Consider the following 19,291-nt stretch of genomic DNA (forward strand, 5'->3'; position numbering starts at 1 on the left):
GCCAGACGGGACGCTCTATTCTGTCGAACCGACGCATCGTGCCTCCACGAAAGCCAATTGGCTTTCCGGCATCGATGCGGCTCGACGCCGCCATTGGCGGACGCCTTCTGCCGGAAAGATATGTCGCGCCGCCCCTTAAAGGGCGGCCTTGACCTTTTCCGCGACGTCAGGAGAAACCCAGCCCGTCCAGAGGGCCTCGTTTTCCTTCAGGAAGTGTTTGGCGCCATCTTCGCCCGTCGCCTGGTTGTCTGTCATCCAGGCGATCAGTTTGTTGACGGTATCGTTGGTCCAGGCGCGCTTGTTCAGATAATCCATGGCCGGGCCGGCGCGGTCGGCAAAGGTCTTGCTGACCAGCGTCTGCACGTCGTCCACCTGCCAAGCATTTGGCTTCGGGTCGGCGCAGTCGGCGACGGACGTGCAGCGCTTCCACTCGGCGGCGTCATATTCAGTGCCGAAGCCGAGTTTCACCATTTCATATTTGCCCAGCAGCGACGTGGGCGCCCAGTAATAACCGACCCATGGCTGCTTGGCCTCGTAAGCCTTGGCGATGGAGCCATCGAGGCCGGCGGCGGAGCCGGTGTCGACGAGGGTGAAGCCCGCCTTCTCACCGCCGAAAGCCTTGAAGAGCTGGGCGGTAACGACCGTCCCGCCCCAGCCCTGCGGGCCGTTGAAGACGGCACCCTTGGCCTTATCCTCGGGCGATGGGAAAAGTTCGGGATGTTTGAAGAGATCGGGAATGGTCTTGAGGTCGGGATTGGCGTCCGCGACATATTTCGGAATCCACCATCCCTGAACGGCGCCGTCCGAGAGGATCTTGGCGCCTGCGACGACCTTGCCGCCTTCCAGGCCCTGTTTGACGATTTCCGGCTGCAGGCTGACCCAGGCCTCTGGCGCTATGTCCGGCTGGCCTTTTTCGGCCATGGAGGTCAATGTCGGCACGGTATCGCCGGTGACGATTTCGGCGGCGCAGCCATAGCCTTTTTCAAGAATGAGCTTGTCGAGATTGGCGGCGACTTCGGCGGATTGCCAGTTCATGCTGGCGATGGTGACGTTTCCACAGTCGGCGGCAAAGGCAACGCCGCCTGAAAAGGCGAAGCCGGCGGAAAGAATTGTGGCACCCAAAAGTATTTTCATTTTTGTTCCCTCTGGTCGCGGTGTGGCGGAGACCCGGGTGCGGACGGCACCGCGACCGTCAGCGTTTGTATTGAGGCTTAATAATTCCTTTGTTGTCGTTCCGTTTGCGGCAATTTCTGGCGTATTGAGGATGGCAATCGTCAATCAATCATCACGTTTACCGGGTGCATCTGTAAAATTTGCGGCTTGCGGATGTCGCTTTCCCGCCGCTTTGCCGGTGATGCATGCAGTCATTTTCGTCGCGGCTGGAACTTATCCGGAATCTGAAAAAGCCGGGAACAATAAAACGAAGTTTCTGTTTTCTTGGACATTTATTCCGTTCTGTATTACGGGAAATTTCGTCTCTTTTTTTGTGGTGATATTGAATGACCAATTTTCGTGCTGCCCCGGTATGGCCGATCGGTGGCGGTGAAACGGGTGAGCTTGTGCGCGGCTTCGACTGGTCGAAGACATCGCTCGGTGCGATTGGCGACTGGCCGCAAAATCTGAGGCAGAAGGCTAATTCCGTCGTCAATTCACCCATTCCGCAGGTGCTGATGTGGGGCGCCGATCATGTGATGATCTACAATGACGGCTATGCGGAAATCGCCGGCGATTATCATCCTCAGGCGTTGGGCGGAACCGTGCCCGGCATCTGGCCGGAAATATGGGACTGGAACAGCCGCATTCTGGAAGCCGGCTTTCGCGGTGAGGTCATGGCCTATCGCGACCAGCCGATGACGCTGATGCGCAATGGCCGCCCGGAAGAGGTGATCTTCGACCTGTTCTACACGCCGATCTATAATGAGGGCGGCACGGTGGACGGTGTCCTTTGCACCGTCCTTGACAATACGGATAAGGTGAAGGCCGTCGAGGCGCTGGAACAGAGCCGCAAGGAACTAAGCCGACTTACCAATGCCCTGCCGATCCTGGTGGGATATGTCGATCGCGACTATGTCTATAAATTCGCCAATGACGGTTATCTGGAATGGTTCGGCCGCAGCGCCGACGAGGTGATTGGCCGCAGCGTTCCCGACATTGTCGGCGAGGCGTTCTTCGAGTCGCGCAGGGCCTACCTCGATCGTGCGCTCGGCGGCGAGAAGATTGTTTCCGATACCGTGATCAGCAGACCGGATGGCAGCAAGCGTTCCGCCGAAATCCGTTACGTTCCACGCTATATCGCCGATGGGTCCATCGACGGTATTTATGTCCTGATCATCGATATCGAGGAGAGGAAGCGCGCCGAGCAGGAGATCGTGCTCAGCAACAACCGTTTCCGCGCCGCGGTGGATGCCGTGCACGGTGTGCTGTGGACCAACAGCGCCGAAGGAATGATGCTGGGTGAGCAACCGGCCTGGGCCGCGCTGACCGGGCAGAGCTTTGACGACTATCAGCGGTTTGGCTGGGTCGAGGCGGTTCACCCCGACGACAGGGAACACTCGCTGGAAAGCTGGAAAAAAGCCGTTTCCGCGCGGACGACCTATGTGTGGGAGCACCGCGTGCGCCGCCATGACGGCGTCTACCGCACCTTTGCAATCCGTGGCGTTCCGATTTTCGACAAGGCCGGGGCCATTGCCGAATGGGTCGGTGTTCACACGGATATCACCGAACAGCAGCGCGCCGAAAATACGCTGAAGGAACATGCCAGCAATCTCGAACGCGAGATCCGCCACCGCATAAGAGCCGAAGAGCAGCTTCGCCAGCTCAACGAAGGGCTGGAAGCGCGTGTCGAGACGGAAATCGCCGAGCGCCGCCAGACCGAAAGGGCACTGCAGCAGGCGCAGAAAATGGAATCCATCGGCCAGCTGACCGGTGGCGTCGCGCATGACTTCAACAATCTGCTGCAGGTAATCGCGGGCAATCTGCAATTGCTGTCGAAGGATGTGACCGGCAATGAGCGCGCCGAGCGACGTTTGGAGAATGCGCTGGCGGGTGTCCATCGCGGCGCAAAGCTTGCAAGCCAGCTTCTGGCATTCGGCCGGCGGCAGGCGCTGGAGCCGCGTGTCATCAACATTGCCCGTTTTGTCACCGGCATGGACGATCTCCTGCGCCGTTCGCTCGGCGAGGCGATCGAGGTGGAGGTCATCACCTCCGGCGGCCTGTGGAACACCTATGCCGACCCCAACCAGGTGGAGAACGCACTTCTCAATCTCGCGATCAATGCGCGCGACGCCATGGAAGGGCATGGCAAGCTGACGATTGAAGTGGGCAATGCGGTGCTCGATCGCGATTATGCCCGCAAACACTCGGAGGTTTCGGCGGGGCAATATGTCATGCTCGCCGTCACCGATACCGGATCGGGCATGTCGCCGGATATTCTGGAAAAGGTTTTCGAGCCATTCTTCTCGACCAAACCGGAGGGCAAGGGCACGGGTCTTGGCCTCTCGATGGTCTATGGTTTTGCAAAACAGTCCAGCGGTCACGTCAACATCTATAGCGAGGTGGGGCAGGGCACGACGGTGAAGATGTATCTGCCGCGCTCCGCCGCCGACGAGGACAGGGAAGTGGTCATGCCGACCGGCCCTGTCGAAGGTGGAACCGAAACGATCCTGGTGGTGGAAGACGACGAAGAGGTGCGTGGCACCGTCGTTGAGACGCTGAACGATCTCGGCTATCGTGTGCTGACCGCCCGCGACGCGCAGGCCGGTTTGACGGTGGTCGAAAGCGGCATTCCAATCGATGTCATCTTCACCGACGTAGTGATGCCCGGGCCTTTGAAAAGCCGGGAAATGGCGCGTCGGGCGCAGGAACGGCTGCCAAATCTCGCGGTGCTCTTCACTTCCGGTTATACGGAAAACTCCATCGTGCATGGCGGCAAGCTGGATGCCGGGGTTGAGCTTCTCTCCAAGCCCTATACGCGCGAAGCGCTGGCGCGGCGCATCCGCCACGTCATAGCCAATCGCAAACAGGTTTCGTTGGTGAAAGGGAGGTCGGCATCTGCATCGAACCTTTCAAAGGCCGCCGAACCTGCGAAGACTATTGGGAATGAAAACGGGCCGGTTCGTGTGCTTCTGGTAGAGGATGACGAGCTGATCCGGATGAATTCGACGGAGATGCTGTCGGATAGCGGCTTCACCGTGGTCGAGGCCGGAAATGCGGCACAGGCGCTGAAAGCGATCGAGTCGGAACATATCGATGTTCTCGTCACCGATATCGGTCTGCCGGACATGAAGGGCGGCGAGCTGGCGGTGGAGGCTCTGCGCCGGAAGCCTGGACTGGCCGTCGTTTTTGCAACGGGTGACAGCCATATGCCGGAAGGAGCGCCGGAAACCGCTGTGCTGTTGACCAAGCCCTATGACGAACAGCAGATCATCTCGGCCGTCGAACTGGCGCATACGGCAAAGACGTCGGCCGGGGAGTAGACCGCCCGCCGTCCTGTCTCAGTAACCGCGCGCCATATCGACCGTTTCCGGCAGGGTGCCCGTCTCGCGCCATGTCCGGACATTGCCGGCGACGATCCGTGCCGAGCTTTCCCGGCTGGTCGGCGCGGAAATATGCGGCAGCACGGTGACCTTCGGGTGCTGCCAGAATGGTGATGCTGCAGGCAGTGGTTCCTGTTCGAACACATCGAGGACCGCGTGCGAAAGCTTGCCGGAATCAAGCGCCGCGATCAGGTGGTCGGCGACGATGACGGCTCCGCGGGCGAAATTGATGATTGCGGCACCGTTTTTCATTGCGGCGAGGCGGCTGGCGTTCACGAGACCGCGCGTCGCATCGGTGAGCGGCACCAGGCAGACGAGAATGTCGCTTTTCTCCAGCAATCCTTGCAGCCCGTCATCGCCCGTCAGCGTTTCCACCCCCTCGATTGCCTTGGACGAGCGGCTCCAGCCCGTAACATTGAAGCCCGCGTGAAGCAGGCGTTCCGCCGCAGCCACGCCGAGTGCACCGAGGCCGAGCAGACCGATGGTCATCTCGCCCGGATGGCGATAGTCGAGTTCTTGCCAGAGGGCTTTTTGCTGGTTGTCGCGATAGGCGGGCATGTCGCGCTGCAAATAATATGTCCATGCCAGCACGGCTTCCGCCATGACACGCGAAAGCTCCGGGTCCTTCAGCCGGACAATCGGCGGTGCCTTCTCTCCCAGTTCCAGCACGAGCCGTTCGACGCCGGCCCACAGGCTGTGGATCCATGTGAGGCCCGGAAGTGCTGCAATGTCTGCCGGATCAGGGTTGGCGACGATGGCGAATTCCACCATGCGCCGCTGTTCTTCGCTGAGTTCGGAAAAGGAAAGAATGTGCTCCTGCGGCATCGCAGCGCGCAGCGCCTCCTTCCAGACGGTTTCCGTCTCCGCATTCATCCGCGAAACAAAGGCGATGGGTGATGACATGAAATTCGGTCCTGCCTGCGATTGCTCTTTCCGTCATCAATGCGCAATTTCGGGAGGCAATGCCATAGGTCGGACGGCGAAATTCACGCCGAAGAGATTTTTCGGCAAGACGATTTTCTGGCCATCGGCAGTCTAAAAATGCTGCACCCGTTCTCAGCCCTCGTCGTCATCCTCGCCTCAAGGGCGAGGATGACGACGGAGAGGTTCTTGAGTTGTGTCCGCTGCCACCTTGCGGCGGATCAACGCTTAAGCGTTCTCCTTCACCGGAGGCTTGGCGTCGCCGTAATAGGCCGAGAAGCTCTCATGGTAGTGCTCCGAACCGCCCGGGCCGGCGTAACGCTGCAATTCCGTCATGTCGGTCTTGTTGAGCACGATGCCCAGCGTCTTGTTGGCGATCTGGGGTTCATTCGCCATCAGGTTCTGCACCATCTGGATCGGCGTCTTGCCCCATTCCGTGACGAAGACAAAACCGTCGACCTGCGGCGCAAAGGCTTTCGCATCGATGACGGGAACAACCGGTGCCAGGTCGACGATGATGTAGTCGCAGGCCTCACGCGCCGATTCGATGAATTTGCGCATGCCGGAGGAAGCCAGCAATTCACTTGAATGGGCGAACTGGTTGCTGGTCGAAACCGGCAAGATGCCCATCTTCGTGCGGGTGTCGACCTTCACCGCCTGCGTCCACGGGATTTCGTCAAGGACGACCTCCACCAGACCGGCGGATTGCCGTGTCGTCAGCATGCGGCTGAGCCCGGGGTTGCGAATGTCGGCATCCACCACCAGCGTGCGTTTGCCGGTGGAGGCGATCAGCCCGGCCAGATTGAGTGCGACGACCGACTTGCCTTCGTTCGGCAGGCAGGAGATGACGCCGATGACCCGGCACTGGCGTTCCTGAATGACGACATCCGCCGTCAGCTTCACATTGCGAAGCGTCTCAGCAAAGCTGGAGCGCGGGCTGTCGACGGCAAGGCGCAGCATCTTCTGGAACGAGACCTGGCCGCTTTCGTCGAGGGTGGTGTTCTCGCTGCCGGGGGTGGCCGCGCTGGTGCCCGTTTTTGCCGGCTCTACGCCCCTTTCCCCGATAAAGGGCAGGTAGCCCAGAAAACGCATGCGCAGATTGTCGCGCACATCGTTGCCGGTGTGGAAGAAGCGATCCCGGAATTCGAGAAGCGCTGCAATGCCGCCACCCAGCATCAGGCCGAGGATGACCGAAAGCGCCATGGTCATGGTCTTTTTCGGGCTCGAAGGCGCCGTTGGCAGACCTGCTTCGGAAATGATGCGGGCCTTGGCGATCGGCAGCGACTGCTTCTGCGAGGCTTCCTCGAAACGGCCGAGATAGGACTGATAGAGCGTGCGCAACGCGGTTGCCCGCTGCTCCAGCTCGCGCAATTGCACCATGGTGACATTGGCCTGCGAGTTGTTGCCGGCAACACGGTCAATGCTGTCGCGCAGCGACTGCACGCGGGAATTGGAAACTTCATATTCGTTCTTCAGGCTGCCGGTCAGCTGCTGCAGTTCCTGATAAATCTGGCGCGCAACCTCTTTCTTTTCGCTGTCCAGCGCGACCGCTTGTGGATGATCGGCGCCGAATTGCTGCGCGACGCCCTGCAGACGGTCGGAGATTGTAATGTAGCGTTTGCGAAGATCCTGAATGACGGAATTGTCGGTGTCGCGTGCGGAAACGACCGCATTGTCGACGGCTGCATCCGGACCACGGTCGATTATGGATTTGTACTGGCCATAACGGGCCGAAGCGGTCGCGGCATCCGCCTGCGCGGCGATAAGCTGACCGTTGAGATCGGCAAGCTGGCTTTCCGACATCAGCTCGCCGCGCGAGGAAACGATGTTATTGTCCGACCTGAATTTCTGCACCGCCAGTTCGGCCGCCTGGGCACGCTGGTTGAGGTCGGTCATGCGTTCCTGCAGCCACACGGAGGCGCGCTCGCTGGCATCGAAATTGGCGTTCAGCTGTTCGGTCAGATAGGCCTGTGCATAGGTTTTTGCGATCTGTGCTGCAAGCTGCCGGTCCGTCGAGCGGGTGGAGATGGCGATGACCGAACTGCGGCCGACACGCTCCACCGTCAGCGATTGCTGCAGCACGGCGGCCGCCTTTTCGCGGCGTCCGGCGCGAATTGCGGCTTCGGAAGCGGGCGGGTCGCCCGGCAGGATGAGATCAACGATGCCGCGCACGGAGGATTTTACGAGTTCCACCGGCGACATCGGCGGATTGACGATGGTGTCATTCTCATAAAGCCTGGCCTTGTCGACCACGGTCAGCGCCATTTCCTTTGACTTCAGGATTTCCACGGCGCTTGCAATGCGGTTGTCGACGATCTGGGCGGCGGGAACCGGTGATTCCTCTTCCGCGTAGCGGGAAAGGCTTTCATCCAGAAGCACCTGCGTCATCGCGGTGTAAACGGGGGTCGCAAGCACCAGATAAAGGCCGGCCAGAACCACGGCGGCGATGACCGAGGCGGCAATGACATTGGCACGGCGAACCACGGCGGCCCACAGGCGGTCGAGGTCGATGAACGTGTCGGCATCCTTGCCGGGATCCGGAAAGCCGATATTGGATTTAAAGGTCTTGTGGTGCATGGACCTACCTTGTGAATTAAAAATGGTACGCGGGAAGCCGAGCCTTGGCTCGCCTTCCCGCCCCCGTTATCGATGCGCCGACCGCCTCCCCGGCGGCGCGATTAAAGTCAGGCCGCCTGGACGCGGCTTTCGTGGTTTGCGACCAGTTCCTTCACGGAAGCGAGAACCTGGGCCTCCATGTCGGCGCGCATGAGCGAGAAGGCGACATTGGCGGCGATGAAGCCCTGCTTGCTGCCGCAGTCGAATGTGCGCCCGGTGTATTTCTGCGCGTGAAAGGCCTGCTTCTCGGCGAGCCGTTTCATGCCGTCGGTCAGCTGGATTTCATTGCCCGCGCCGCGCTCCTGTTTGGCGAGAATATCGAAGATTTCCGGCTGCAGAATATAACGGCCGTTCAGGTAATAATTCGAAGGCGCCTTGGATGGTTCCGGCTTCTCGACCATTTCGGTGACCGCAAAGCCGTGATTGACCTTCTGCCCGACGCCGACGACGCCATAGGACGACACTTCTTCCGGCAGGCATTCTTCAACACCGAGAATATTGCCGCCGACCTCGTCGTAAAGTTCCATCAGCCCGGCAATGCAGCCGCGTGCGCCATAGGAAACCATATCCGGGAGAAGCAGTGCGAAAGGCTCCTTGCCCACCAGTTCGCGCGCGCACCAGACGGCGTGGCCGAGGCCGAGCGGCACCTGCTGGCGCGTGTAACTGACAGTGCCCGCGACTGGCAGCATCTTTTCAAGCTGCAATACCTGCACCGTTTTGCCGGAACGGGTGAGCGTGTTGATAAGCTCGGGCGCGCTGTCGAAATAGTCTTCGATGGCGGTCTTGTTGCGGCTGGTTACGAAAATAATGTGCTCGATACCGGCCTGCATGGCCTCATCGACGGCGTATTGCACGACCGGCCGATCGACGATCGTCAACATTTCCTTCGGCATCGCCTTGGTGGCGGGCAAAAACCGCGTGCCGTTGCCGGCTACGGGAATGACGGCTTTTCTGACAGTTTTGTTCAGGTCCATCGCGTTCTCCTTCATCAAGGTTTGATCTGTCCCCAGTCCGCTTGCAGATTTCTCCGCGCACAGATTTGTCCGCTCACAAATTTTACGAAATCTGCCTTTTCACCCCAGTATTTGCCGCGGGCGCAAACATCGCGTCCCGCAACCTCTTCAGCCGCACGGCAATGGGCATTCTCAAATGGCCCAGCACGGCGGGATCTCTGATCGTTGTCTTCAGCGCGCCGATAATCGAGCGGCGCTTGATGTCTTCCACCAAGGTCAGGAAATTATGTGCGAGCCGCAGGCTGCGGCTTCTTGCCTGCTGTGCATCCATGGCAGCGGGCAGCAATGCGTAATGGCTCAAAAACTCCTGATCCGCCCGCATCATCCCTTCAACGTGATGAATTTCGAGCACGCGCGAGATCGAGCCTTCGCGGATGTTGTAGACGTAGCCCGGCTTCGGCTCGATGACGCAGAGACCGCCGGCGGCGAGCGCCGATGCAAGCAGGATATAGTCCTCGCCGATGCGGATATCCTCGCGGAAACGCAATCCTTCGTTATTAAGGAAATCGCGCCGGAACATCGGCTTCATGTAACCGAAGTTGAAGGTGGAGCGGAAAAGGATGTTGGAGGAAATGAAGTCCTCAAGGGTGAGGACCGGTCGTTCCTCCAGAAACTCTTCCGGAAACATCGTCTCCATCTGCCTGCCGTCCATATAGGCGACATCGAGATTGTCGACCGCGATGGTGGCATTGGCGGCTTCCGCCCGGCACATCATGCAGGCGGCGCGTTCGGAGCGGATGACGTCGTCTGAATCGAGCACGGCGATCCAGCGTCCGGCCGCGGTCTCGATGCCGGCATTGCGTGCGCCGCCCGGCCCGAGGTTCTGTTCGAGCGCAAGCAGCCGCACACGCGGATCGGTGGCGGCAATGGCCTCGACAAGCTGGATCGTTTCGTCAGAGGAGCGGTCGTCCACGACGATAACCTCCAGCGTCACGCCCTGCTGGTCGAGCGCGCTCTGAATGGCGGCTTCGATCGTATCGGCGGCATTATAGGCGGCGATGACGAAGCTGATATCCGGTCCGAGACCGGAAATGTCGCCGGGTTGCGATGTGAGGTTTTCCATCAGGTCGCCTCCACCGCGCCGTACTGGCGGATTTCACGCACCCCGAAGGCGCCGCTGGCCGAGCCCATGTGCAAAGCGCCACGCAGCGCATAACGGTTGCGGCGCACGGCGTTGAACCCGTTCAATGCGGCAAAGACGGCGCAATAGAGCACTTTCGATCCCGCCTTCAGCACCTGCATCACGCGCCTTGCGCCTGGTTTCTTTTCAGCAAGCACACGGCCATGGGTCTGGCCGGAGCGGAAACGACGTTTGGCAAGCCACATGAAACGGGCGCGGCTTTCCGGCACCGGCTCGGAGAGCACGGCCTTTTCCGCAAAGACGATGCGACCGCCGGCAGCATGAAGATGCGAGAAGAAATGCGTGTCCTCACCGCCGCTCTGGCCAAGCGCCAGCGCAAAACGCCGGCCTTTCACCGATGGCGCATCCATCTTGAGAAGCGTGTTGCAGGTATAGCCGGTGATGATCTCGCCATTTACCCAGACGGGAACGGTCGAGTGAAAATCGCCGCGTTTCATCCAGCCCGGGGCGTTTTCACGGTAAACTGCCGTTACCGGGCCGAGAACGGTCTCCGCGCCGGTTTCGTCGGCCTTTTCCAGAAGGGCAGCCAGCCAATGCGGCGGCGCGGTCTCGTCATCATCGATGAAGGCCAGATAGTCCGCCTGGCATTCCGACAGGCAGGCGTTGCGGGCAATCGAAATATTCGACTTCGGGCAATGCACGTAGGTGATCTCGAAGGGGGCGGTTTCGCGCAGGCGGTCCACACTGGCCCTGGCGCTCGGCTCCTCGTCATTATCCGCAACAATCAGGCGAACTTTCACGCCTTCCGGCACCTCCAGTTCGAAGAGTGACAGAAGTGTGGCGACGAGCGCCGGACGTCTGTAGGTGCAAATGCCGATATCGACGGTTTTGGAATATTGCGGGTTGGCGACGGTGTTGTCGGTCATGAGACAGCCTTTCTTCCCCGGAATTTCAGGAGTTCCAGCCAGAAGCCGGTGGACCACGCCAGATGCATCACCATTGCGGAAAAGGCGGCGAGCGGGCCGTATGGGTTCTTCTGACCTATTGCCATCCACAAGCCATAACCCAGACATGCGGCGATCCAGAGGCCGAGCGGAATAAGTGCTGCCCAGTGTACAAGCGACAGCAGGGCAAGCACGAAGACCGGCAGAACGGCGAGAGGAATCATCTGGCGGATCTTCGGGATCGAGCGGTGTTTCAAAAGGTTCTTCGCGCGGCCGCGGCCATAAGCGAGATATTGCCTGAAGAGCGGCATGACGCTGGCGCGGGGATAATAGGTCATGCGGGTTTTGTCGGTCATCCAGATGCGGAAACCGGATTTGCGCAGCCGGAAATCCAGTTCGGCATCCTCATTGTGGCTGAAGCTTTCATCGTAACCGCCGACCGCATCGAAGGCGGCAATCCGCATCAACGCATGGTGGCCATGGTCGATCCAGTGGCCTTTCGCGCCTTCGCGGTGTTTGGAGCCGCCATTGCCGAGCTTGGAATTCTGGGCGATTGCCGTCGCTTTCTGGAAGAGGCCGTGTCCGACCGTGTCCATGGCGACAACGACGGAATCCGCACCGGTCCGATCGGCATCCTCGATCAGCCGCTGGCAATAATCATCCGGATAATCGCCATGGGCGTCGATACGGATGAGATAATCGAAATCCTCGCCGAAGGTGGCAACGGCAAGGTTGATGCCGGCGCTCTGGATGCGCTTGGGATTGGCGAGAAGCGTGACGCGCTCATCCGTTGCGGTGAAGGCGGAAACGATGTCGCGGGTGCCGTCCGTGCTGCCGCCATCGGCGACAACGATGCGGAAAAAACGCCCCTGCATAGCAGCCGTGAATTTATTGAGCAGCCCCTCGATCGTCCTCGCCTCATTGAGGCAGGGAATGACGATCAGAGTTCTGATGCCGGAATGACCAAGACCTTCCATGATTTGCCCCCTACGCACTACACGGGTGAAAACTGCGCTTGCCGGGCATGGCCGGAAGCGGATTTGGCGAGAGAGGACAATTGCTGGACCAGCTGACGGCAATCGTCGCGGTCGGTCAGCCATTGTTTTTTATCGAGCGCCGAGAGGGCGCCGAAGGCTTCCGCGTAGGTTTGCAGCGTCATGCTGTTGAAAAGAGCGGCCAGATCGTCAGCTCCCGCATTTTGCAGGGCAAAACCGATATCGCGCTTTTCGATGAAACGGGCAGTTTCCGTGCCTGCCAGTGCAATCGGCAGGGTGCCGTAAAGGCAGCCCTCGTAGAGCCGGTTGGGCAGGAGCCAGCTCGAATTCTGGCCTTCCTCGAAAAAGTCGATCGCCCAGGTGAACTGCACTTCATTGTAGATGGCGGCCAGATCCTCGGGGTTCTTGTAGGCACCGTGGAAATGCACATGCGGGGCCGCGGCCACGAAGCCATCGAAATCCGCAAATTCCGAATAGGCCGGGCGGCCGCGCAGGATGATTTCGACCTTGCCATCCATGCGCTTCGCAAAATCGGCGAGGATTTCGAGCGATTTGCGGCAGCGAAGCGCGCCGAACCAACCGATTTTCCATGGTTCGTCGGGGGCGGGGGCGCGTGGTTGCGGCGTGGCGGCAACGGTGGCGTCGAGCGCCAGAACCTTGTTTTCCTGCAGCAGGACGGGGAGGTTGAGGCCGGAGACGGGCTTGAAATAATGCTCCACGAATGCTGGAGAGCTGGTGATCAGCAGCTTCGCGTCGCCTGCGAAATAACGCTGGGCGGCATTCAGCATCTGCCCGGGCTTGCCCTTGTTGAGAAGCAGGCGGTGAATGTCGAGACATTCATAAACCAGCGCCGGCTGGCGGTCGTAAAGAGACATGGCCCGTTTCGCGAGAGCCAGCATCTCCAGGTTTCTGGCAAGAATGACATCCGGTGTGGGTATGCCGCGCAAGGTTTTGCCCAGCGAGAGGCTGGCTTTCGCTACAGCCGCCATGCGCTGAAGAAACTGCCCATCGGCCGTTTCCCCGAGAACGACGGGTACGACGCCCTCGATCTCCGCCAGCCTGTTCTGTCCGCGCCGGAAACCCGCCAGCGTCACCCGCGCCCCGCCCGCAAGCAAGGTCAGCACCCGCCGGCGAATGGCGGGGTCCGACAGGTCATGCGCGAGATAAAGAACATGGGTCATGCAGGGGTTCCGGTTGGGTTCATGCGTCAAAGACGCAGCAGCTTATGTTTTGGTTCAAAAAAGCGCGTCGGTTCAAAAATGCAGTCAGTTAAGGGCGCAGGCGATGGATTCGGGAAACTGGCATTTGTCGCCGAGCGCCGTGAAGGCAAACCGGTCGACGGTCATCTGTGTTGCGCCGGAATAGGAAAAGGCACCCATCCAGTCCTTCAGCGTGTCCGTTCCCCACAGGCTGAAGAATATCTTCTGGGCGTTCTGCGGGATTTTCGTCTCGTCCGTCACTTCGTGGACGAGCTGGCCGTTGACGTAATAGCGCAGGCGCTGCGGCTCCCACACGAAGGCATAGTCGTTGAAACCGGCATCGGCTCCGCCTTCCACCGGCACCAGCTTCTCATTGCCGCCCTTGGCGGAAACATACTGGTTGAGCTGTACCTTGCCGGTATTCTTGCCCAGCACTTCGAAGTCGATTTCATCGTGAGGCTTCTTGTCGGTCGGGCCGATATAGGTGAAGAAGGCGGAGTTCAGCCCGGAACCGGTGGCGGCTTTCATCCGTGCTTCATAGGTGCCGTAGCGATAACGCCCCTTGGTCTGGATTTCACCGCAGGTGAAGTTGCGCTCGCCGGCCTTGCCTTCTTCAAAACCAAGGGTCAGTTGGCCGTTTTCGACCGTGGCCAGTTTCTTGGACCAGGTGCAGTTCTGATGTGCACCGTTGTTCCAGCCGTCTGACACGTACCAGAACGACCTGTCCATGGCATCGAAGTTCTCGATGAAGGAGGCGCCGTTGCCTTCCTGTGCCTGGCTCGGTGTCGTGAAGGGTGCCGCCAGCAGGGCGGCGGCAAGAAGAATGCGTGTCTGAACGCGGGTGACAAATGTTGTCATTGGTTCACCTCTGTCGTTGCGAATAAAGCGTTTCGGATGTGGGCGGCCCGATCATGGAAGCCCGTTTTGTGGCAAAATCGGCCGTCTTGCGTTTGCCGCTCCGGCTTCCGGTCAGTACGGCGTAGACGGCCGGCAGGTATTTGCGGGTCTGGGCGTTGCTGATCACCAGAATGACAAAGGCGGAAAGCGTCGCGCTGATATAAAAGGCGGGGTAGAAATCGGGTCCGCCCTTGTTCCAAACCATCCACATGATGACAAGCAACGGGTAATGGGCGCAGAATATCCAGAAGCTCAGGCTTCCGGTTTCGGAAAGCCGCCGGCCAAGCCTGCTGCGGATCAAGAGCGCAGACGATGCCCAGAAACCGAGCGCGCCGAAGACGGCGAGCAGATTGCGCGACATGTTCAGCCAGAAGGTGAATTCCGGCCCGGTGAAATAGAGGCCCGTCGCCAGCAACGCAGAGGCGGCGAAGGTCAGCGCCATGATCGGCAGGGCATAGGGGTCGAGCGCCTTGACGTCGATGCGGTGGAGCGCGAGCGCAATGCCGAGCGAAAAGCTGAACAGGATGGACTTCTTCTGAACGATGAAGATCGTCAGATCCGGCATGGCGGTGATGAAGAGCAGGATGGCAAGCGTCGGCAGCGCAAAGCGGCGCATGAGAAATGCGAGCACTGGCGACAGCAGGATACAGACGAACAGATCGCGCAGGAAATAAAGCGGCACATTCACCGGCAGTTCCTCGAGCGCGGTTCCATGGCTGATGATTTCACGCGGGCTGGCATTCCAGAGATCCGGGAAATAACCCACACCCACATCGAAGACCTGGATCAGCAAAACGGCGGCAAACAGCGCACCATTCCAGAGGAGGAAGGGCAGCAGCACGGTTTTTGACTTGGAGCGTATCGTTGCCGGATAGTCGAAACCGCTCATGCCGCGGCGAAACAGCAGATAACCGGAAATGGCGCTGAGACAGGGCACGCCGATGCGAAACAGCGCGTCGCCCAGAAAAACCCGCAGCCAGTCGAAGAAGCCGTAAAGGCCAAGAAAAGGGCTGGTTTCGGCATCGTGCGGCACATGGACGAACACGATCCCGGAGATCAGCAAGATGCGCATCAAATTGATACGGGAGGATAGGTTCTGATCGACAGTCACATCAGTCACCCCTATTGGGCGGCGTCCACCCACGCCGCGTTGCAACCAGAGCGAACTTAAGCCCGCACTGGAAAGTCTGGTTTCGACTTTGGGATAAAATGTGGCGACGCGGGAAAAACACAAGCTTAGATTTTGCGGGTGAATGTCTGGCTTCGTGGCCTCCCTCGCGCCTTTGCAAAGTCAAGTAACTGAAATTGATGTGTTTTTTGTAATTTCAGCTATCGTTAAAAATCGCTGAAGCGTGTGAATTTGTCATTTGTCGTGATGCTGCGCCGCAAAAAGAATGGTTTCACGCCCCGATGCCATAGACGAATTCGCCGCGGCGATGGCCGGTTAACGGCGGAAATGAGGCGCGTTTTGCAGGCGTGACGTTAACCTTGGGTTGCGTTCTCCCGCATTCGCCGCGATTTCACCATGCCGAGGATCTTCTTCAGCAGCGTGCGTTCCGTGAGCAGGATCAGCACGCCATAGATGACGCCGCCAACTGCCGCTCCCACGAGGACCTGAAGGGTCGCATTGGGGAGGCGGTCTGCAAGGACGTGAAGCAGGTAACGCACCGAAACCGCCATCACCAGTGCTGCAATCATCGGTTTGCTGCTGATATAGAGACCGCTGAAAAAGGGCGTATCGCTTGCCTTGAACACGGCCCAGGAATAGGCGACGAGAGTGACCGCATTGACGATGCAAAGCCATATCATCGCATCGATCAGGGTGCCGTAGACGGCGGCTGCCCAGACCGCGACGGTGGTGACGACCGCACGGATCGTCGCCGACCAGAACAGCACGCGCCCATAACCCGCGCCCTTGAGATAGGGGATGAAGGTGCTGCATGGCGTCAGAATGGCCTTTGACAGGGCCAGAAGTCCGAGAACCGGCCAGGCATAGGCCCAATTCTGGCCGAAGATGACAAGCATGGCCGGCTCGGCCACGGCCCAGAGGCCAAACATCATCGGCGCAAGCAGCACGGTGAGCACCTGTGTGCTGAACATCAGCGCGTCACGCCGGCGCTGCGGATCGTCCATCATGCGGCTGAAGGCCGGAAACAGGACGCCCATGACGGCTGACAGCACGACCTGATTGGGAATGCTGGCAAAGCGGTTGGAGGCGGAATAGGCGCCGGCATCCGCCAGACCCAGGTGTCGGGCAATGACCACCATTGGTGACTGGAAGGTAACGAAATTGGCGATTTCCGAGCCCATCAGCCCCGAACTGAAGCCGAGAAGCGGCACCAGCCGGCGCGGTTTCATGACGAAACGCGGGCAATAACGGGAAACGGCATAAAGCCCGACAAGACGGATGAGGGCTGCGGCGAAAAGCTGGATGATGAGCGCCCAGACGCCGAAGCCGAGAAGGGCGAGAGCGACGGCGACGACCGCCGCGATGCTTTCCGACGCCATGCTCCACACCGCGTCCTTGCTGAAATTCATGCGCCGGGCAAGCAGCGAATAGGCGACATCGCCCGCCAGCTGCAGCGGAATGAGGAAGGCCATAATGCGCAGCAGATAGGCGCTTTCCACGGCGCCAAGCAGCCCGCCGAAAAACTCCGCCCATATGTAGAGGACGGCGGCCATGGTGCAGGAAATCGCCAGATTGGCCCAGAAGACGGTATGGATCGTATCCATATCCTCTTCCTTTTCGACGATCAGCGCGGAGGTCAGCCCCGCACCGGCGATCATGGTCAGAAACTGTACAACCGTTAGTCCTACCGCCACCACACCGAATTCTTCCGGTGAAAGCAGTCGCGCGAGAATGGGAACGGTGACAAATTTAAGCCCGAATGTGCCTGTCTTTGACAGGACGCTCCAACCGACATTCGTGGTGATGGTCTTTACATTTGGAGCTGGGGGCATACAAGCATCCTGTTTCTGGAGGCCGGCGGGGAGGATCGCCGGTTGGGAGTTGCCGATACCATCGGGGCCGTTTTCAGGATCGGGCCCGACACTTCTTGATCAACGCAAGGGGCGAAACAATGGCAAGATTTACTGTCGTCATTCCCTACTACCAAAAGCAGCACGGGGTTCTTGGACGTGCACTCGCATCGGTTTTTGCGCAGACTTACCAGGATTTCGATCTTGTCATCGTCGATGACGAATCGCCGTACCCGATAGACAAGGAACTTGCGGAACTTTCGCAGGAACAGATAGACCGAATTATCGTCATCAAACAGGCCAATGCCGGCCCGGGCGGTGCGCGCAATACCGGCCTCGACAATGTCCCTGCGGGTAGCGACTACGTGGCATTTCTCGATTCAGACGACATGTGGACGCCGGATCATCTCCAGAATGCGGCCTCCGCGCTGAGGACTTTCGGTGGCGAGTGCTACTGGGCGTCCATGCAGGCAAGTGACGAATTTTATTACCATTTCGCCATTTCCGAACTGGAGAAGAACGAGGGTGCGGCACGGCTTTCCGAGCGGCCCCTGGTGATCGAACTGCCGGATCTGGCAAGTGTGATGCTGCGCAACTGGAGCTTCCTGCATCTCTCCTGCATGGTGATTGGCCGCCCCCTGTTTGAAAAGATTCGCTTCGACCCGGCGCTGAGATTGGCTGCGGAAGACGTGCTTTTTTTCTGTGATTGCATTCTCGCATCGAAGCGGACGCTTCTGTGTGACGATGCCGGCGCGATGCGCGGCATGGGCGTCAACATCTTCCACAGCATCGACAATACCTCGCCGGAATTCCTGCGCCAGCAGTTCAATACCTGGGTGGCGCTCGATACTCTGGAGGGTAGATTTGCGCGGCGGCCGGCCGATGTGGCCTCCATTGCTTCCTATAAAAACACGGCGCGCAAACAGGCGCTGTGGAGCCAGGCGGGCAATCTGAAACGGCGCAAGGTGCCCGAATTCGGGCTGCTCCTGAAGTGGGCGATGCGCGATCCGGCACTTCTGCGTGCCGCTTTCGAGCTTGGCGCAGGAAAAATCGTCCGAACAAGGTGAGCGAATTCTCGCCCGTAAGAATTTATATGTTTTTCACCCAGGAGTGACCTCATGAAACCTTACCACTGGGAATCGCATCACGGCAATTTCGGTGACGATCTCAATCTGTGGCTGTGGGATTTTCTGCTCCCCGGTCTGCGCGACGTGCATGAAGATGTGATGCTTGTCGGTGTCGGCACCGTTCTCAATGATGTTCTGTTGCCCGCAAAACAGCGCAAGCTGGTCATCGGCAGCGGGTATGGTTATGGCGCAGTGCCTGACATCAGCACCGAGTTCTGGGATATACGCTGCGTGCGCGGCGAAAAAACCGCCGCCAAGCTGGGGCTCGCGCCTGAGAAGGGCATTGTCGACCCGGCTGTCATGGTCACCGAGATGCCTGATTTCAAAGGCCTGCCGAAGCTCTACAAGAAGACCTTCGTTCCGCATTGGGAATCGGCGGAATTCGGCATGTGGGAAACGGTCTGCGAGCCGGCCGGGCTGACCTATCTCGACCCGCGCGGCGAGGCAAAAGCCGTCATCCGGGCCATCGCCCAGTCGGAATTCATCGTGGCCGAATCCATGCATGGCGCAATTCTCGCCGATGCTTTCCGCGTGCCATGGGTGGCGGTCACCACATCCCCCTCGATCAACAGTTTCAAATGGAGCGATTGGGCCGGCAGCGTGGGTGTGGAATATAATCCGCGTTACGTGCCCGTTTCCACCCGCGCCGAAGCGGCGAAAAAGGGCTCGCGTTTCTGGGGCATGAGTTTTCCGCCGCCGCCGGCTCCTGTTATCGCTGAAACCGGTTCTGTTCCGGCGCATGAAGGCCCGGTGCATGAAGGTGATGTGCTGGTGCGGCCGCAGGAAACCCAATCCCGGTCGTTGCGCAAACTGGCCAAGCAGGTCCTGGCCGCCCCTTCCACGCTTGCACTGTGGCAGGCAAGCCGTGCCGAGCCGCGTCTCAGCCCGGATGGCAGGCTGGAAGAGCGCAAGGAGCGTTTTTCCGCCGTGCTGGAAACGATCAAGCGCGATTATCTTTGAAGGTGGAAGCACCGGGTGCGGCGG

The 19,291-nt window shown here is 59.5% G+C and carries 14 protein-coding genes and 1 pseudogene; 4 read left to right on the plus strand and 11 right to left on the minus strand.

Annotated elements, in window-relative coordinates; all coding sequences use genetic code 11:
* Positions 1-135 precede the first annotated feature (135 nt).
* Positions 136-1,134: an ABC transporter substrate-binding protein gene (locus G3A56_RS22420; protein ID WP_082185124.1), complete on the minus strand. Its 999-nt coding sequence runs from the start codon at positions 1,132-1,134 to the stop codon at positions 136-138.
* Between G3A56_RS22420 and G3A56_RS22425 the strand changes: the two genes are divergently transcribed.
* Positions 1,112-1,546, plus strand: a complete 435-nt coding sequence (locus tag G3A56_RS22425) for a hypothetical protein (RefSeq protein WP_137067615.1) — start codon at positions 1,112-1,114, stop codon at positions 1,544-1,546. The two genes, G3A56_RS22420 and G3A56_RS22425, sit on opposite strands and share 23 nt — an antisense overlap.
* Positions 1,500-4,475, plus strand: a complete 2,976-nt coding sequence (locus tag G3A56_RS22430; protein WP_164056831.1) for a PAS domain S-box protein — start codon at positions 1,500-1,502, stop codon at positions 4,473-4,475. The genes G3A56_RS22425 and G3A56_RS22430 overlap by 47 nt, the downstream gene beginning before the upstream one ends.
* Positions 4,476-4,493: 18 nt before the next feature.
* Here the strand turns inward: G3A56_RS22430 and G3A56_RS22435 are convergent, their stop codons facing one another.
* From G3A56_RS22435 to G3A56_RS22480, 10 genes are all read right to left on the minus strand, one after another.
* The gene (locus tag G3A56_RS22435; protein ID WP_082185122.1) at positions 4,494-5,438 is read right to left on the minus strand and encodes a 2-hydroxyacid dehydrogenase; all 945 of its coding nucleotides are present in this window, start codon (positions 5,436-5,438) and stop codon (positions 4,494-4,496) included.
* A gap of 246 nt (positions 5,439-5,684) precedes the next feature.
* On the minus strand, positions 5,685-8,033 hold the full coding sequence (locus G3A56_RS22440) for a polysaccharide biosynthesis tyrosine autokinase (protein WP_003498333.1): 2,349 nt from the start codon (positions 8,031-8,033) through the stop codon (positions 5,685-5,687).
* Between the two features lie 107 nt (positions 8,034-8,140).
* Positions 8,141-9,046 (minus strand): UTP--glucose-1-phosphate uridylyltransferase, encoded by a 906-nt coding sequence (locus G3A56_RS22445; RefSeq protein WP_035243292.1) that lies wholly within the window; start codon positions 9,044-9,046, stop codon positions 8,141-8,143.
* Positions 9,047-9,128: 82 nt separating this feature from the next.
* Positions 9,129-10,148, minus strand: coding sequence for a glycosyltransferase family 2 protein (locus tag G3A56_RS22450; RefSeq protein ID WP_082185121.1), 1,020 nt, complete (start codon positions 10,146-10,148; stop codon positions 9,129-9,131).
* The gene (locus G3A56_RS22455; protein ID WP_003498338.1) at positions 10,148-11,092 is read right to left on the minus strand and encodes a glycosyltransferase family 2 protein; all 945 of its coding nucleotides are present in this window, start codon (positions 11,090-11,092) and stop codon (positions 10,148-10,150) included. Before G3A56_RS22455 ends, G3A56_RS22450 begins: the two co-directional genes overlap by 1 nt.
* Complete coding sequence (locus G3A56_RS22460) at positions 11,089-12,087, minus strand: glycosyltransferase family 2 protein (protein ID WP_082185120.1); 999 nt, start codon at positions 12,085-12,087, stop codon at positions 11,089-11,091. Before G3A56_RS22460 ends, G3A56_RS22455 begins: the two co-directional genes overlap by 4 nt.
* A 17-nt stretch (positions 12,088-12,104) precedes the next feature.
* Positions 12,105-13,286 (minus strand): glycosyltransferase family protein, encoded by a 1,182-nt coding sequence (locus G3A56_RS22465; RefSeq protein WP_082185119.1) that lies wholly within the window; start codon positions 13,284-13,286, stop codon positions 12,105-12,107.
* A gap of 84 nt (positions 13,287-13,370) precedes the next feature.
* Entirely contained in the window at positions 13,371-14,162 is a 792-nt protein-coding gene (exoK, locus tag G3A56_RS22470; protein WP_003498345.1) for an endo-1,3-1,4-beta-glycanase ExoK, read from the minus strand.
* 4 nt (positions 14,163-14,166) lie between these two features.
* Complete coding sequence (locus G3A56_RS22475; RefSeq protein ID WP_035243294.1) at positions 14,167-15,312, minus strand: acyltransferase family protein; 1,146 nt, start codon at positions 15,310-15,312, stop codon at positions 14,167-14,169.
* 371 nt (positions 15,313-15,683) lie between these two features.
* Positions 15,684-17,162 carry a lipopolysaccharide biosynthesis protein gene (locus tag G3A56_RS22480; RefSeq protein WP_082185118.1) on the minus strand — a complete coding sequence of 493 codons (1,479 nt, stop codon included), beginning with the start codon at positions 17,160-17,162 and terminating at the stop codon, positions 15,684-15,686.
* 119 nt (positions 17,163-17,281) lie between these two features.
* On the opposite strand from G3A56_RS22480, the pseudogene G3A56_RS29655 reads away from it, so the two are divergent.
* Positions 17,282-17,677, plus strand: a pseudogene (locus G3A56_RS29655) (glycosyltransferase family 2 protein); the annotation flags it as partial.
* 621 nt (positions 17,678-18,298) lie between these two features.
* Positions 18,299-19,267 carry a polysaccharide pyruvyl transferase family protein gene (locus G3A56_RS22490; RefSeq protein ID WP_082185116.1) on the plus strand — a complete coding sequence of 323 codons (969 nt, stop codon included), beginning with the start codon at positions 18,299-18,301 and terminating at the stop codon, positions 19,265-19,267.
* Positions 19,268-19,291 lie beyond the last annotated feature (24 nt).

This window comes from Rhizobium oryzihabitans, assembly GCF_010669145.1.
Taxonomy (GTDB): domain Bacteria; phylum Pseudomonadota; class Alphaproteobacteria; order Rhizobiales; family Rhizobiaceae; genus Agrobacterium; species Agrobacterium oryzihabitans.